The following is a 14,038-nucleotide window of genomic DNA, read 5'->3' as shown; positions in this document are numbered from 1 at the left end:
TTATGATAAAGATATTGAATGATCATTTAGATTTAAATATTCTACAACTTTTTCATTTGAATCAGCAAGAACATCACTAAGAATAAAACGGCCAAAAGCATCATACCGTAGTATAGCGATGTAGCATCTGCCACAAAACCAATTAATGGTGGACCAATCATAAATCCACTATATCCGATTGTTGTGGCCATGGCAATTCCAACACCAGGCTTAATTCCTTTCATCTTTCCTGCAAGGGAATAAACTATCGGAACAATATTGGATAAGCCAAGTCCTACAAGAGCAAAGCCCAATATGACAATGTAAGGAAAGTCTGTGATCAGCACCAATCCAATTCCGAGCAGAGACATGAGTCCACCAGATAATAACATCAGCCGATCGCCGATCATTGACCTTCCTCTATCGCCCACTAATCTTCCAGCTGTCATCATGGCTGCGAACGCCGTTAATCCCATAGCGTAAAGAAATTCTTGTGACTGGACGATCTTCTTCATGTAAATGGTACTCCAGTCTGCGATTGCACCTTCTCCCATCATGCAGCAAAAAGCAATAACACCCAGAATAATTAGAGGGCCTTTAGGCAAAACAAATATGGGGTCGTCGTGGTTAAATTCAGATTGGTCTGGATATAAATATATCGAAGAAATGCTAATCACCAATAAAGACGTGATGACCACTGCTGTGAAGTGCGAAATCATGGTGAGGTCCATGTTGATAGCAAAACTTCCTACCAAACCACCGATGACCATTCCAATACTAAACATGGCATGAAACATGGTCATAATCGGTTTTTTAGATAACATCTCCACTTCAACTGCCTGTGCGTTCATGGCCACATCCATCATTCCCGTGGTACTGCCCATGAGAAGAAAGGGTATCAATAAAGTGTAGTAACCAGTCATCCAGGGAATGGCCAATAAAAATAATGGGAAAATGAGTCCTGATATCATGGTAACCGTTCGACTGGTATACTTAGAAATCAAGAATCCAGTCAAAGGCATGGCAATGAATGCTCCGATAGAATGTGCAAGTAAAAGAATTCCAAGGTTGCTATTGCTTAAATCAAATTTTTCTTGCAAAGCAGGAATTCTGGCCGCCCAGCTTGCATAACCGAAACCGTTTACCAGAAAAAAAAGGTTTACTGCCCAGCGATAGTTCATTTTTAATATTTTCCAACAGCCACAACAGCCACACTTAATTTACAATTGTATCCTGACAAGAGCGAACAGGCTGCTTCTATGGTGGCACCTGTAGTGAGAATGTCATCTACGATTAGTACGTTCCTATCCTGAATAAGATCACTTTGATTTACCTTCAAGGTATTCATGAGGTTTAAAATTCGTTCTTCCCTGGACTTTAGTGTCTGAGAAGGAGATTTTCGATGTTTCACAAGGATATTTTCATAGAATGGAATCCCTGTTATCAGGGATATACCTTCAGCTATTAAAGCGCTTTGATTGTAGTTCCTCGTCTTTCTTTTGGATGGATGAATCGGGATGGGTATGATCAAATCAATTTCATCCATAAAATCCGATTCATTTAGCACTTGTGCAAAATGAATCCCGAGTGATTTACCTATAAAGCCCTCATTCTTGTATTTTAATCGATGCATCATCTCCTGAACAACCTCTCCTTTTTGAAAATAGAACAGGGCGGTAGCCTTTTCAATCATTAATCTACCCCAAAAATACTTTTCTACCACATTATCATGCTCTAGATGAAAATTGGTAAATGGCAGTTCGGAATGACAATGAAAACAAAAGCATGATCCGTCGACGGGATATCTTTCATCACAAGCAACGCACAATTCGGGATAAATCGCGTTGAAAAGCTCACCTAACTTTCTGATCATTATCGAAAGTTAGCAAAATAAGTGATGTGCACATAAAAAAACGCCTGCTCCTGGGAAGAGCAGACGCATCAAAACAAAACGAAAAACCAACTTTATCTTAAACTTCTATATTTATATAACACGTTTCAAAGGCATTTTGTTACAGCCCTCTCTTTAATCTAATGTTAAATGTCTTGTCAGTACCATTTCTATTGACCTTCACCCTAATGTTGTCACCAACTTTTGTGAACTTCAAAGCTTCTTTTAAATCTTCAAAATTTTCAATTTTCTCTCCATCTAATTCAGTAATAATATCACCTACAACAACTCCTGAAAATTGAGCTGCGCTGCCATCTACAACTTGCGCAACATAAAATCCTGAATTGACTTTTAGGTCATTGTCCTTTACCAATTCTTCATCTACATCGTAGCCAGCAACTCCCAAATTAGCTCTTTCGATATCTCCGTTGGCAATGATCTCGTCTACGATCAGCTTCACCAAGTTAGCCGGAATGGCAAATGAATAACCAGCGTAAGTACCTGTGGGTGTTGCAATAGCAGTATTTATTCCAAGTAATTCGCCATTTACATTTACCAATGCACCTCCAGAATTTCCTGGATTAATTGCTGCATCTGTCTGAATAAATTCTTCTATGGATTTTTGACCCTTAATAATGTCTATATCTCTTCCTTTGGCACTAATAATACCAGCGGTTACCGTAGAGGTCAGGTAATCAAATGGGTTTCCTACTGCCAGAACCCACTCTCCCACTTTACATTGATCGGAATCCGCCAATTTCAGAATGGGAAGTCCTCTTTCCTCTATCTTAATGACAGCCAAATCAGTACTCGGATCTGTGCCAATTTTTTCTGCTTTATATTCTTTACCATCTTGTAGCGTAACCTTGATATTATCAGCAAAACCTACCACATGGTTGTTAGTGACGATGTATCCATCCTCACTAATAATTACACCCGAACCAGAACCTCTTTGTTGGTAAAACGGTGAGCCCATTGCACCTCCAAAAAAATCATCTATACTGAAAAAATCAAATGGGGATTGTCTCTTTTCACGTTGTTCCTGAATTCTCTTTTGTGCCAACAATTCACTTTCCTCTGCCGAAATATGTACCACCACTTTCATTGATTTCTCAGAAGCTTCTATGAAATCAAGTTGAGGAGCTACTCCTGCAAATTTCGTTACAGGGCTTAAATTTACTTGCTGGGCATAATTCTGATCAAAACTGACTTCCTCCTGTATTAGTGAAAATCCACCTAGAACAATCAATCCTCCCAAAATCCCGGCAAACATATATTTAAGCAAATTCCTCATTGTAATTTCTGATTTTGATGAATACAAAAATCTAAACGCCCCTTTTTTAGCCTTGTTTCTTAACAAATTTCATTTAACAAATTATTAACGACGGCCTTATAGACAGTCTACTTTGTGAAAACAAAATTTCTCCAAAACATGTCCATATCATCCTTCATTTTCTGAGCCTGAAAATAGAATTCATGATTTTCATCAGCTAATATCAGCTCTATTTGATTATTAAACGTTTCAGACTTACTTCCCGCGGTCTGGAGTGTGATGAGAAGTGACAACCATTCTTTGTAATCAGATACCTTATTATCGGTTAATTGCACTTCACTCAGGAGTTTTTCAGCTCTATCATAATCATTTTCATAGTAGGCTCTTACTGCTGCAGTGAAATTTGAATTGTTGACATTGCCGCCTGTACGAGATACGATCTTATTGATTCCGTATTCTGAAGCAATAGCTGCATCACTGTGACTCAGGTTGATGGTAATCAAAGAAGCGATCATAACAATGACAGTTGCTGCTGCACTGCTTAGATATAAAAGTCTTCGACTGGGATTGACTTTATCGGGACTGGAAAGCTGGCTTAGAAAAGCCCGGGTATCTTCTGAAATCTGATACTCCATCGCAGCATTAGCAGCATTTTCAGCTGCTTTTTCATGCTTATTTTCAGATTCCTTCATGATATTGATTGGGAATTAAACTGGGATTTGCTAAAAGATGTTGTTTTAACTTTCTCATGCATGTCAATTTTTGCTTTCTTAAGGCTCCACCTGTTTCTACTCCCAATTCGGCCGCAATTTCTTCATATTTTGCATTGTTACTCCACATCTTCAGAATCAAACGACATTTTTCGCTCAATAAATTGAGCAAGCGCTCAAGTCCTTCTTTTAATTCTTGCGACATAAATTGAAGCTCAGGGTTTTGATAATCCGAAATGTCTTGCATCGATTCCTTGAGTTCTAAATCATTAAACTCAGATTTTCTTGTTCTTCTCAAGTTACTCCATGTGAATTTAGCTATGGCATAGGCATAGGTTTCAAGACTGGAAGCTTTTTTAAATTTGCCTGCTCTGATGTTTCGGTCCAATAAAACAATACTTTCTATAAAAACTTGTTTAGCGTCATTTTCGCTTCCACCTTTATATCTTACAAGATTTAAAATGCGTCGATTCAGTATTTGACTTTGATAAATGTGAGTCAATGCTTTTTCTCGTGGAGCACCTCCTTCCATGATGTACTTTATGATCTGATCATCCGTCCACTGAACCCTCCTCATGTATTAGTGTAAACTTTCGCCATTTTGTTACCGAAATATAAATAAATAACATGTAATATTTATATTACTGTGGCCGTTCTAACGACGTGAACAAGCAATCTATATTATTTCCGATATTATTTCTTCTTTCCCTACAGGTATATGGACAAAAAGGTTGGGAGGTTGGTAGCTGGATTGGAGTAAGTAATTATTTTGGTGACCTGAACACCAGTTTCGACTTTATAGAGATAGGTCCGGCAGCTGGTCTGATCGGTAGGTATAATTGGAACAATCGAATTAGTTCAAAAATGAGCCTCAATTATACCTTCGTATATGGCGATGATGCTGATTCACCAAATTCATTCGAACGTCGCAGAAATTTGAGATTTCGATCTGATATTGTGGACTTTACAGGTCAAATGGAGTTTAATTTTTTTCCCTATATACACGGTACGCAAGATTATTACTTCACGCCCTACTTATTGGGAGGGGTAAATATTTTATATTTTAATCCATCTACGGAGTATGAAGGTGAAAGATATAATCTAAGACCTTTAGGAACTGAGGGTCAGCTAGTAGGTGAAGAATACAATATTATCAGTGGCGGTTTGGTTGCCGGTGGTGGATTCAAATGGGACTTGAACAGAGAATGGAGTTTCAATATCGAAATAGCTGTTAAAAGACTTTTTACCGATTATCTCGACGATGTTAGTAAAACTTATCCTAACCCAACTTCACTTCGTGCCATAAGAGGTGACGTTGCTGCAGAACTATCGGATCGCAGTGAAGGAGAAAAAATTGGAGAATTGGGTCGTCAGAGGGGGAACTCTCGTGACAATGATACTTATACCATGTTGGGCTTTGGTATGGTTTATTACTTTGGTCGCTTGGAATGTCCTGATATTGGAAGCAAATCACAATGGTAAAACAATATCAATTCCAGTTAAGAGCTCGCCGTAGAGGCTTTCATTTGATTACTGACGATGTTTTAAACCAGATAGGTGAACTTCCTGAAACGGGTATTTGCAATATTTTTATAAAGCACACCTCAGCAGCATTGACCATTAATGAAAATGCAGATCCTAGTGTACGGGTTGATTTTGAATCCTACTACAATGATATTGTTGACGAAGGTCTCCCTGGACTTACACATACTATAGAGGGCCCAGATGACATGCCCGCTCACATTAAGTCCTCGATTACAGGTTCCCATATCAGTATTCCGATTACCAACGGAAGATTTAATCTGGGTACGTGGCAAGGCATTTATCTTTGCGAATTTAGAAATAGAGCCAATGGCCGATATTTAGTAATCACTATTTATCATTAGGAATACTTATCTTTCGGCATGCAATATGTTTTAGAGGGTGCCTTATTTGGTCTTACGCTTAGCATACTGGTCGGTCCGATATTTATCGCGCTGACTCAAAGTAGCATAGAAAAAGGATATAAGGCAGGACTTTCAGTTGGAGCAGGTATATGGATCAGCGATCTTCTTTTCATCGTTTTAACCTACGAATTTGTTCACAGGATAACGCACATCGTTAATGGCGATTACTTTCAGTTGTCCATGGGTATTTTAGGTGGCATTGTTTTGATCGGATTTGGCATTTATTCTTTGTTTAGTAGGCTGAAAGAATTGACGACCACCGAAATCAGTGGAGTTAAAAGTTACGCAGGCTTTTTTGTCAAAGGTTTCCTGGTCAATACTATCAATCCGTTCACCTTCGTTTTTTGGATCTCAGTGATTACCACTTATGTTCTTGCTCGCGAAATCAGTGGATGGGAAAGTATTTTCTTCCTTGGAAGCATACTTTTGGTCATTATCATCACGGACTCCCTCAAAGTCCTCATGGCACAAGTCTTAAGAAAAAAGCTTCGCGGAATTCATTTACTTTGGATCAATAGGGTCGCGGGTGCTGCACTGGCAGTATTTGGAGTCCTGCTCATCATTTGGTCCGTATAGGGGAAGTTTTAGGCCAATGTTGTATTTACGAGGGGTAAGAATTACTTTGCCCAAAGATTGTATTTCAGTATGCAATAAATGGCGCGAAAACCATCACGCCAACCAATCTTTTTGCCGTCTTCATATGATCTTCCATAATAAGATATACCCACCTCGTATATTCTGACTTTAGGTACTCTGGACACCTTTGCAGTCACTTCCGGTTCAAATCCAAAACGCTTTTCTTCTAATTCTAGACCCTGAACAATTTCGCGCTTCCACATTTTGAAGCATGTTTCCATATCAGTCAGATTCAAATTGGTGAACATGTTTGATAAAGAGGTCAGAAACTTATTCCCTATTGAGTGCCAGTAGAATAAAATTCTATGAGGTTTTCCACCCATAAATCTTGATCCGTAGACTACATCCGCGTAGCCATCCAGAAGAGGTTGCAATAAAATATTGTACTCCTCGGGATCGTATTCCAGATCTGCATCCTGAATGATGAGAAAATCTCCGGTGGCCTTCGAAATGCCAGTATGAAGTGCACCCCCTTTGCCGGTATTGACGTCATGTGAATGAAAAGAGATATTTGCAGTTGAATTTTCAGCGATATATGAATGGACAATTTCTGCGGTTTGATCAGTAGAGGCATCATTCACAATGATGATCTCTTTAGAAATGTCCGAGATCAAGTCAACAACCAACACCTTATCCAGGATTCGGGCTATGGTTTTTTCCTCGTTATAAGCAGGAATGATAATAGATAGCTTCATTAAAAATTGTAGGCTTTTACCTTTGGGTTCATGACCCTAAACCACACAGGTGGAAATAAGGCCATTAAAATAGAGGCCGGATATCCATATGGAAGTTGCGGACTGTTTTCTATGTGTCTGAGGGTTTGATATTTTCTTAATGCATGCAAATGATGATCAGTATGCCTTGTGAGTTCATAAAGGAAAATCCTGCCTAATTCATGATCCGAATTCCACGAGTGACGCTCACTCACCCTTTCGTATTTGCCCGATGGTAGTTTTTTCCGCTGAAGCCCATAATGCTCAACATAATCAATGCACTCCAGTAGAGTAAAGCTAATGACTGCTGCAGCGATCCCGAATACTAAAATCATTAGTCCACCTGCGAGGAAATACGAGGCCATCAACGCAATTTGTAGTAAAGTGATCCAAATTAACTCGTTTGAATAGTGAAAACGAGGTCTACCTTGCCTTTCCATTTGTCTGAATGATAATTGCCAGGCTTTTACAAAGACACCATACACGGCAGTGCCCCAATAGTGATAAATCGATTGTCCATATTTAGCCGTGACAGGATCATCAGGTGTTCCTACCCACTTGTGATGACCAATATTATGTTCTATGGTAAAATGACCATAAAGCGACGGCGCCAGTAATAATGCTGCAGAGATTCTGTTAAGAATCCCGGAACGGTGACCGATCTCATGCGCTACATTGATTCCTGCAGTGGCTAATACAATGCCTAAATTGAGCAAAAGTCCAGTCCTTTCCGCCCAGTGTAAATCACCTTGAACAACGAATAAAGTTCTAAATAGTAGAAAATAAACTATTGGAATATTGAGATAAAGTAAAGCGTCAAATAAACGATTTGCCTTTCTTTGTTGTTCCCTTTCCGGATATAAATTTTGAGTATCAGGTGGGATAATCATTTCCAACACTGGAAGCAAGACAAAGGCCAGGATAACTGTACTGAAAGACCAATAACCTAGCCACTCCATCGCCAAAAGTGATGAAAGGGGCATCAGGTAGGCTAACAAATATTTTAAGTCTTGTATCTTCACGCCTCCAAATTAAGAATAAAGATTAAATGAGTAATAAATTTAGAACGCTAACCGTGGAAAAAGTTGTCGAAGAAACAGCGGATAGCAAAAGTATTTTCTTCAAAATCCCTGATGATTTAACAGATGATTTTGAGTATAAGGCAGGTCAATATGTGACCTTGAAGTTCGATATCGATGGAGAAGAACATCGGAGGTCGTATTCTTTATTTACAAGCCCGGGTGAAAATGACTTCGGAGTCACTGTAAAACGAGTAGAAGATGGTATCGTTTCTAATTACATTTGTGATCGTGTGATCGTGGGAGATCAAATCGAAGTGATGCATCCGGAAGGTAGGTTCGTTTTCGAGCCGGATGGGAATAAACGTCGGGATTTGGTGTTTTTTGCTGCAGGAAGCGGAATTACTCCCATCTTCTCAATCATCAAGACGGCTCTGGAGGAAGAACCTTTAAGCAAAGTATATCTTTTTTATGGCAACCGAAGTGCCGATACAACCATATTCAAAGAAGCGATAGATGAGATTTGCGCCAGGTATGAAGATCAATTTGAAGTAGAGCATATTTATACCAGGGATGAACCTGTCAAAAAGGGATTTTCATTATTTAGAAAGGATAAAACGAAGTCGGGTAGAATCGATCATAGTATGACCAAGCAAATTTTGAAAGAATTAAAGGATAGGAATTTTGAACGTCACTATTATCTGTGTGGTCCTGGGAATATGGTGGAGATTGTCGAGGCAGCTTTATTGAAAGCCGGTACAGATAAAAAGCATATTCATAAGGAATTGTTCACCACTGTCGGTACGAGCTCAGAAGGACAGGAAGCAACGGCTACAGATGGAAGTATCAATCTTGAAGTGACATTGAATAAAGAGAAATATTCTATGGTCATGGATGGCACAAAAACTATTTTGGATACTTTATTGGACAAAAAATTGGATCCACCTTATTCTTGCACCAGTGGTGCCTGCTCCTCATGCATGGCCAAGGTGATCAGTGGAGAAGTGGCTATGGATAGCTGCCTTGCACTCGATGATGATGAAGTGGAAGATGGGTATATTTTAACTTGTCAGGCGAGGCCGCAAACCAAAGAAGTGGAGATTACTTATGATATATAGTTTATAGTCATCCCTTTTCTATGTAGCATTATATAGTAATCAATAGCTTTGATCAAGTTTAAATAATCTTCATGAATTGTTAAATTCGATATTCCTTCTCAATCCCTCGTATTTCGTGCGTTTCACAGGGGTTCCTTCGAACAGATAATTGAAAACTTCCTCAGTAATTTCGCGCCAGTCATTCTTGGACATGGTCAGTAATTCGGGTTTGGGTTGAAAATCTGGCTCTTGATGTGGTTTTGAAAATCGATTCCAGGGACAAACCTCCTGACAAATATCACAGCCAAAGATCCAATCTTCCATCAATCCAGAAAATTCAGGTGGGATGGCTTCCTTGCGTTCAATCGTTAGATAAGAGATACATTTGCTCCCATCCAGAATATATCCATTGTCTGAAATGGCATCTGTGGGACAAGCATCAATACATTTAGTACAGGTGCCGCAGTAGTCTTTAATCGGATGGTCAAATTCTAGCGTCAAGTCACATATAATCTCCGCCAGAAAATAGTAAGAACCTGCTTTAGGATGAATAAGCAAGGTGTTCTTCCCGATCCAGCCTAACCCTGATCTTTTCGCCCAGTCCCTTTCCAGGACAGGTGCCGAATCCACAAATACCCGCCCATTGACCTCACCTATTTGCTCCCTAATAAACAGCATCAATTCTTTTAATTTCTTTCGAACGACCTTGTGATAATCCCGGCCATAGGCGTATTGGGCTATTTTATAAGAATCTTCCTCCAGTTCTTGCTCAGTATGATAGTTGTACATCAATGAAATGACCGACTTGGCACCAGGGACCAATTTCGTTGGATCCGTTCTTAGCTCAAAATTGTTGGCCATATATGACATGGTGCCATGATAATTGTTGTTGAGCCATGTTTCTAATTGGCGGGACTCTTCATCCATTTTTTCAGCCTTGGCGATACCCACGAATTCGAAACCCAGCTCATAGGCTTTATCTCGAACCAGTTGGGTGTTGCTAGGCTTCATCCAGAATCTGAAGTTTAGCAAAGCGCAACATAATGCGTCTTTCCGGATTATCTAATTGCTCAAATATAATGGTAGCCACCTTGTTGTCTCTTTCCCCGTCAATGGACTGTACATGTCCCTTCCCAAATTTAAGGTGCATCACATCATGACCTTCCTTAATATGATGGCTCGGACTGGCTTTGAAAGTCGAAGGATCTATTGCCAACATGGCTTCTTTTTTCGGTTGAAGCTTTTTAAAATTACCCAGCAAGCGCGGTGTACCAAAACCTTCATGTGAATAGGCATTATGAGCAGGCATTGCTGAATCTACATTATCTGCCGCAATTTCTTCCAGGAAGCGTGAGGGATCGTTAAACCTCATATTGCCAAATTGATATCTGCTATTGGCGTAACTCAAGGTTAAATATTGTTCTGCCCGGGTAATGGCTACGTAAAACAACCTTCTTTCTTCATCGATCTGTGTGGGGTCAGACATTGACATAAAAGAAGGAAATAAATTTTCTTCCAATCCTACTACAAAAACAGATTTGAATTCCAGTCCCTTCGCCGCATGAGCAGACATTAATGTAACAAAGTCCTCCTCATCTCCTTCATTGTCAAAATCCGTAATTAGCGCAATGCTTTGTAAATAGGAAGCAATAGATTTATCTTGATTTGCATCCTCTCCTTCTGCTAATTCATCATCATTGATAAATTCATTAATCCCATCCAGTAGCGACGTAAGGTTTTCCAATCTTCCCATACCTTCCATGGAATCATCTGATTTCAAGTGCATTAAAATCCCCGACTGCTTTGAGATATGAACTGCCAGATCGTAGGCATTCATTTTTTGGGCTTTCGCCTGGAAACTTTCGATCAATTTCCTGAAATCGTTCATTAAATTGTACGCTTTTCGAGAAATCTGGAGATGAGGAATGGCCTCAAACATACTCATTTCCTGTTCTTCGGCAAAAGCCGCTAGTTTATCAACGGATGTCTTACCAATGCCTCGCTTAGGATAATTGATTACCCTTTTCAAGGCCTCATTGTCTTTCGGATTAACAGCGAGTCTCAAATAGGATAACATGTCTTTAATCTCTTTCCTTTGGTAAAAAGACAGTCCACCGTAGATTTTGTAAGGGATATTGTGCCGCCTTAAATGTTCCTCGAAAACTCGTGACTGGGCATTGGTTCTATAGAGTATAGAAATATCTGAATTGGACAGATTGTATCTGTGCTTTTGTTCAATGATGCCATCTGCCACTCTTCTGCCCTCTTCGTTATCGGACATACATTTGAACACCTTTATTTTTTCCCCTTCATCTTTGTCCGTCCAGATCTCTTTTTTTATCTGCTTGTCGTTATAAGAAATTACCTGATTAGCGGCCTGGACGATATGGTGTGTCGATCTGTAGTTTTGTTCCAATTTATAGGTTCTTACCTCTGGGAAATCTTTCTCAAATTGCAGAATATTTTCAATGGTAGCCCCACGGAAGGAGTAGATCGATTGAGCATCATCTCCTACAATGCAGACGTTTTCTTTACTGTCAGGGTATTTAACGAGTAGTTTTATGATCTGATATTGAAGGTAATTGGTATCCTGAAACTCATCCACAAGAACGTACTGAAAAGCTGATCGATACTTTTCCAAAACGCCATCTGGATTTTGATAAAGCAGTCTGAACATCTGAAGCAACAAATCGTCAAAATCCATGGCTCCTGAACGAAGACACTTATTGACATACTTTTGATAGATCATATGGATCATTGGACGGCGGTTCATGGTATCATATCCCATCAGTTCCTCGTTTAAAGCATATGCTTTAGGCGTAATGAGGTTAGATTTGGCCATTGAAATTCTGGAGCGAACAGCTGATTTATTGTACTGTTTTTTGTCCAGACCCATCTGCGTGAGTATTTCAGAGATCACACTATCTGTATCCGAGGTGTCGTAAATGGTAAAATCATTGGGGTAACCAATTCTATGTGCTTCGTATCGGAGAATTCTTGAAAATATAGAGTGGAAGGTACCCGCCCACACTTTATTGGCCCTAGACCCCACCACTTTCTCAATTCGCTCTTTCATTTCCCTTGCGGCCTTATTGGTAAAGGTCAATGTCAGAATTTCCCAAGGTGCTACACCAGACTGGATTAAATGAGCAATCCTATAGGTTAAAACCCTGGTTTTTCCTGACCCTGGTCCGGCGATGACCATAACAGGCCCTTCTATGGCAGTGACGGCCTGACGTTGTATGTCATTTAATTCATCTAAGTATGTATGTTGGGTAGTAGTCTCTGACATTTGCAATTCGCTTGAAAAACTTGACCCGCAAAGGTACAGATTATTACTTTAAATATATGTTCGCGGGCTTGTGAATGTTGCGAATATCGGATAGATGTGTTCCGATTGCTTCGAAGGTATTGGGCAATGCAACCTTGGGCAGGATGCCATTACGACGACATTATGTTTTATACATATAGTATAAAATTGCATATAAAAAGCTTTTTTGGATAAAATCGCCGCAGTGACTGCCCTTAAATTTGTGGTATAAATTAAAATTAATAAGTTGTGAAAACGAAATTGTCAATCATCGCAGCATTATTTGCTTTTACCCTTGGAATAAGTGCTCAAACAACCTCAGCGTCTAGTAAAGAATTTAAACATGGTATCGGTTTAGCAGCCGGTGCAACATCTGGATATGGTTTATCTTATCAGTATTTCCCGGAGAAAGTGGGAGTACAATTGATATTTGGTGGCATCAAATATGAGAGTGATATCAATCTGTCTCTCGGACTTATTTTGAAATACGAAATAATTGAAAATCAAAAAGCCAATCTTTATCTCTATCAATCCAACAGTCTGTACTACTCAAAATATGAATATGAAGGATATGATTATGACACGGGTCAATCCTCGGGCCGAACCATTGAAAAAGATTACACCATCAATAATGGTTTCGGTGTAGGAACGGACATCAGTATGGGAAAAAGATTAAGTCTGAATGTTATGGGAGGTGTAGGCTCTTATGATATATTGCAAATCATAACAGTAACAGGTGAGGTTGCTGTATTCTATCGCATATAGAAAACTAATATCTGAAGCAGATATTAGTTTTCATAGCACAGACTGCATTTGCAGCTGATTATAAGGAGTGAATCATTCACTCCTTTTTTTATTTTAATCCAATTATAGAAAATCGACTTTCCCGGAACCAAGATTATAGTAAGCAGGAACAATTTTTAACTTGCCACTATTCACGGCATCTCTTATGATTGCTGATCGTGATTTTAACTCTTCCGCAGTTAATTGAGCATTTTTCTTTACCACATCATTGACTGATGCATCATCATCAGATGCAGCAATCGCGGGTGTGATGTGTCCTAAGAGATGGTTTAAATTATAGCCATTATCTCCTCCGCCAACAGCAGCGGTAACTGCACCACAACTTTCATGGCCTAGCACCACAATCACAGGTGACCCGATATGAGCGACGGCATATTCTATACTTGCAATAGATGATGAATTGGCAATATTTCCTGCGACACGGACAACGAATATTTCACCTAATCCGGTATCAAATGCCAATTCAGGTACTACTCTACTGTCGGCACAGCTTAGTACTATAGCATAAGGCTCCTGACCTCCCGTGAGCGAGCTTCTTCTTGAGCTATCCTGCAATTTTGCATCTAATTTATCAACTACAAATCTTTCGTTTCCTGCTTTAAGTCTGTCTAAGACTTCGTTACTATTCATCATGTTTTAATCGTTTTTAGTGAAGTTGCT

At 39.4% G+C, this 14,038-nt stretch carries 15 protein-coding genes; 5 read left to right on the top strand and 10 right to left on the bottom strand.

The window, feature by feature from the left end:
* Positions 1-41: 41 nt before the first annotated feature.
* The 5 genes from L2567_RS10600 to L2567_RS10580 all read right to left on the bottom strand — a co-directional run bounded on the left by L2567_RS10600 (position 42) and on the right by L2567_RS10580 (position 4,430).
* A complete protein-coding gene (locus L2567_RS10600) occupies positions 42-1,160 on the bottom strand; it encodes an MFS transporter (RefSeq protein WP_235297740.1) in 1,119 nt (372 codons plus the stop codon).
* A gap of 2 nt (positions 1,161-1,162) precedes the next feature.
* Complete coding sequence (locus L2567_RS10595; RefSeq protein WP_235297739.1) at positions 1,163-1,852, bottom strand: ComF family protein; 690 nt, start codon at positions 1,850-1,852, stop codon at positions 1,163-1,165.
* 139 nt (positions 1,853-1,991) lie between these two features.
* On the bottom strand, positions 1,992-3,164 hold the full coding sequence (locus L2567_RS10590; protein ID WP_235297738.1) for a S1C family serine protease: 1,173 nt from the start codon (positions 3,162-3,164) through the stop codon (positions 1,992-1,994).
* Between the two features lie 107 nt (positions 3,165-3,271).
* The gene (locus L2567_RS10585; RefSeq protein ID WP_235297737.1) at positions 3,272-3,835 is read right to left on the bottom strand and encodes a hypothetical protein; all 564 of its coding nucleotides are present in this window, start codon (positions 3,833-3,835) and stop codon (positions 3,272-3,274) included.
* Positions 3,822-4,430 carry an RNA polymerase sigma factor gene (locus L2567_RS10580; RefSeq protein ID WP_235297736.1) on the bottom strand — a complete coding sequence of 203 codons (609 nt, stop codon included), beginning with the start codon at positions 4,428-4,430 and terminating at the stop codon, positions 3,822-3,824. Before L2567_RS10580 ends, L2567_RS10585 begins: the two co-directional genes overlap by 14 nt.
* Before the next feature lie 86 nt (positions 4,431-4,516).
* Between L2567_RS10580 and porG the strand changes: the two genes are divergently transcribed.
* From porG to L2567_RS10565, 3 genes are read left to right on the top strand one after another with little or no spacing between them, the layout of a single operon-like run.
* A complete protein-coding gene (gene porG, locus L2567_RS10575) occupies positions 4,517-5,335 on the top strand; it encodes a type IX secretion system protein PorG (protein WP_235297735.1) in 819 nt (272 codons plus the stop codon).
* Positions 5,329-5,739 (top strand): secondary thiamine-phosphate synthase enzyme YjbQ, encoded by a 411-nt coding sequence (locus L2567_RS10570; RefSeq protein WP_235297734.1) that lies wholly within the window; start codon positions 5,329-5,331, stop codon positions 5,737-5,739. Before porG ends, L2567_RS10570 begins: the two co-directional genes overlap by 7 nt.
* An 18-nt stretch (positions 5,740-5,757) precedes the next feature.
* Positions 5,758-6,375, top strand: coding sequence for a LysE family translocator (locus L2567_RS10565; protein ID WP_235297733.1), 618 nt, complete (start codon positions 5,758-5,760; stop codon positions 6,373-6,375).
* A 41-nt stretch (positions 6,376-6,416) separates the two neighbouring features.
* Here the strand turns inward: L2567_RS10565 and L2567_RS10560 are convergent, their stop codons facing one another.
* Both L2567_RS10560 and L2567_RS10555 read right to left on the bottom strand, forming a co-directional pair.
* A complete protein-coding gene (locus tag L2567_RS10560; RefSeq protein WP_235297732.1) occupies positions 6,417-7,130 on the bottom strand; it encodes a glycosyltransferase family 2 protein in 714 nt (237 codons plus the stop codon).
* Entirely contained in the window at positions 7,130-8,170 is a 1,041-nt protein-coding gene (locus L2567_RS10555) for an alkane 1-monooxygenase (protein ID WP_235297731.1), read from the bottom strand. Before L2567_RS10555 ends, L2567_RS10560 begins: the two co-directional genes overlap by 1 nt.
* A 26-nt stretch (positions 8,171-8,196) precedes the next feature.
* On the opposite strand from L2567_RS10555, the gene L2567_RS10550 reads away from it, so the two are divergent.
* Positions 8,197-9,285, top strand: a complete 1,089-nt coding sequence (locus tag L2567_RS10550) for a ferredoxin--NADP reductase (protein WP_235297730.1) — start codon at positions 8,197-8,199, stop codon at positions 9,283-9,285.
* A gap of 69 nt (positions 9,286-9,354) precedes the next feature.
* Here the strand turns inward: L2567_RS10550 and queG are convergent, their stop codons facing one another.
* Positions 9,355-10,275, bottom strand: a complete 921-nt coding sequence (queG, locus tag L2567_RS10545) for a tRNA epoxyqueuosine(34) reductase QueG (protein WP_235297729.1) — start codon at positions 10,273-10,275, stop codon at positions 9,355-9,357.
* Entirely contained in the window at positions 10,265-12,556 is a 2,292-nt protein-coding gene (locus tag L2567_RS10540; protein ID WP_235297728.1) for an ATP-dependent helicase, read from the bottom strand. The genes queG and L2567_RS10540 overlap by 11 nt, the downstream gene beginning before the upstream one ends.
* Positions 12,557-12,823: 267 nt before the next feature.
* Here L2567_RS10540 and L2567_RS10535 point away from each other — a divergent pair, with 267 nt between their 5' ends.
* Positions 12,824-13,339 (top strand): hypothetical protein, encoded by a 516-nt coding sequence (locus L2567_RS10535; RefSeq protein WP_235297727.1) that lies wholly within the window; start codon positions 12,824-12,826, stop codon positions 13,337-13,339.
* Positions 13,340-13,441: 102 nt separating this feature from the next.
* On the opposite strand, the gene L2567_RS10530 is transcribed toward L2567_RS10535, so the two are convergent.
* Positions 13,442-14,011, bottom strand: coding sequence for a carbonic anhydrase (locus L2567_RS10530; RefSeq protein ID WP_235297726.1), 570 nt, complete (start codon positions 14,009-14,011; stop codon positions 13,442-13,444).
* Positions 14,012-14,038: the final 27 nt, after the last annotated feature.

The organism is Portibacter marinus, assembly GCF_021533195.1.
Classification (GTDB): Bacteria; Bacteroidota; Bacteroidia; order Chitinophagales; family Saprospiraceae; genus Portibacter; species Portibacter marinus.
This window is presented reverse-complemented; position numbering and strand designations above follow the sequence as displayed.

What these genes read in the sequence shown, in the direction of transcription:
- queG (WP_235297729.1), bottom strand. Translation starts at nt 10,275, where the DNA reads ATGAAGCCTAGCAACACCCAACTGGTTCGAGATAAAGCCTATGAGCTG.
- L2567_RS10595 (WP_235297739.1), bottom strand. Translation starts at nt 1,852, where the DNA reads ATGATCAGAAAGTTAGGTGAGCTTTTCAACGCGATTTATCCCGAATTG.
- L2567_RS10600 (WP_235297740.1), bottom strand. Translation starts at nt 1,160, where the DNA reads ATGAACTATCGCTGGGCAGTAAACCTTTTTTTTCTGGTAAACGGTTTC.
- L2567_RS10590 (WP_235297738.1), bottom strand. Translation starts at nt 3,164, where the DNA reads ATGAGGAATTTGCTTAAATATATGTTTGCCGGGATTTTGGGAGGATTG.
- L2567_RS10570 (WP_235297734.1), top strand. Translation starts at nt 5,329, where the DNA reads ATGGTAAAACAATATCAATTCCAGTTAAGAGCTCGCCGTAGAGGCTTT.
- L2567_RS10530 (WP_235297726.1), bottom strand. Translation starts at nt 14,011, where the DNA reads ATGATGAATAGTAACGAAGTCTTAGACAGACTTAAAGCAGGAAACGAA.
- L2567_RS10550 (WP_235297730.1), top strand. Translation starts at nt 8,197, where the DNA reads ATGAGTAATAAATTTAGAACGCTAACCGTGGAAAAAGTTGTCGAAGAA.
- L2567_RS10560 (WP_235297732.1), bottom strand. Translation starts at nt 7,130, where the DNA reads ATGAAGCTATCTATTATCATTCCTGCTTATAACGAGGAAAAAACCATA.
- L2567_RS10580 (WP_235297736.1), bottom strand. Translation starts at nt 4,430, where the DNA reads ATGAGGAGGGTTCAGTGGACGGATGATCAGATCATAAAGTACATCATG.
- L2567_RS10565 (WP_235297733.1), top strand. Translation starts at nt 5,758, where the DNA reads ATGCAATATGTTTTAGAGGGTGCCTTATTTGGTCTTACGCTTAGCATA.
- L2567_RS10540 (WP_235297728.1), bottom strand. Translation starts at nt 12,556, where the DNA reads ATGTCAGAGACTACTACCCAACATACATACTTAGATGAATTAAATGAC.
- L2567_RS10585 (WP_235297737.1), bottom strand. Translation starts at nt 3,835, where the DNA reads ATGAAGGAATCTGAAAATAAGCATGAAAAAGCAGCTGAAAATGCTGCT.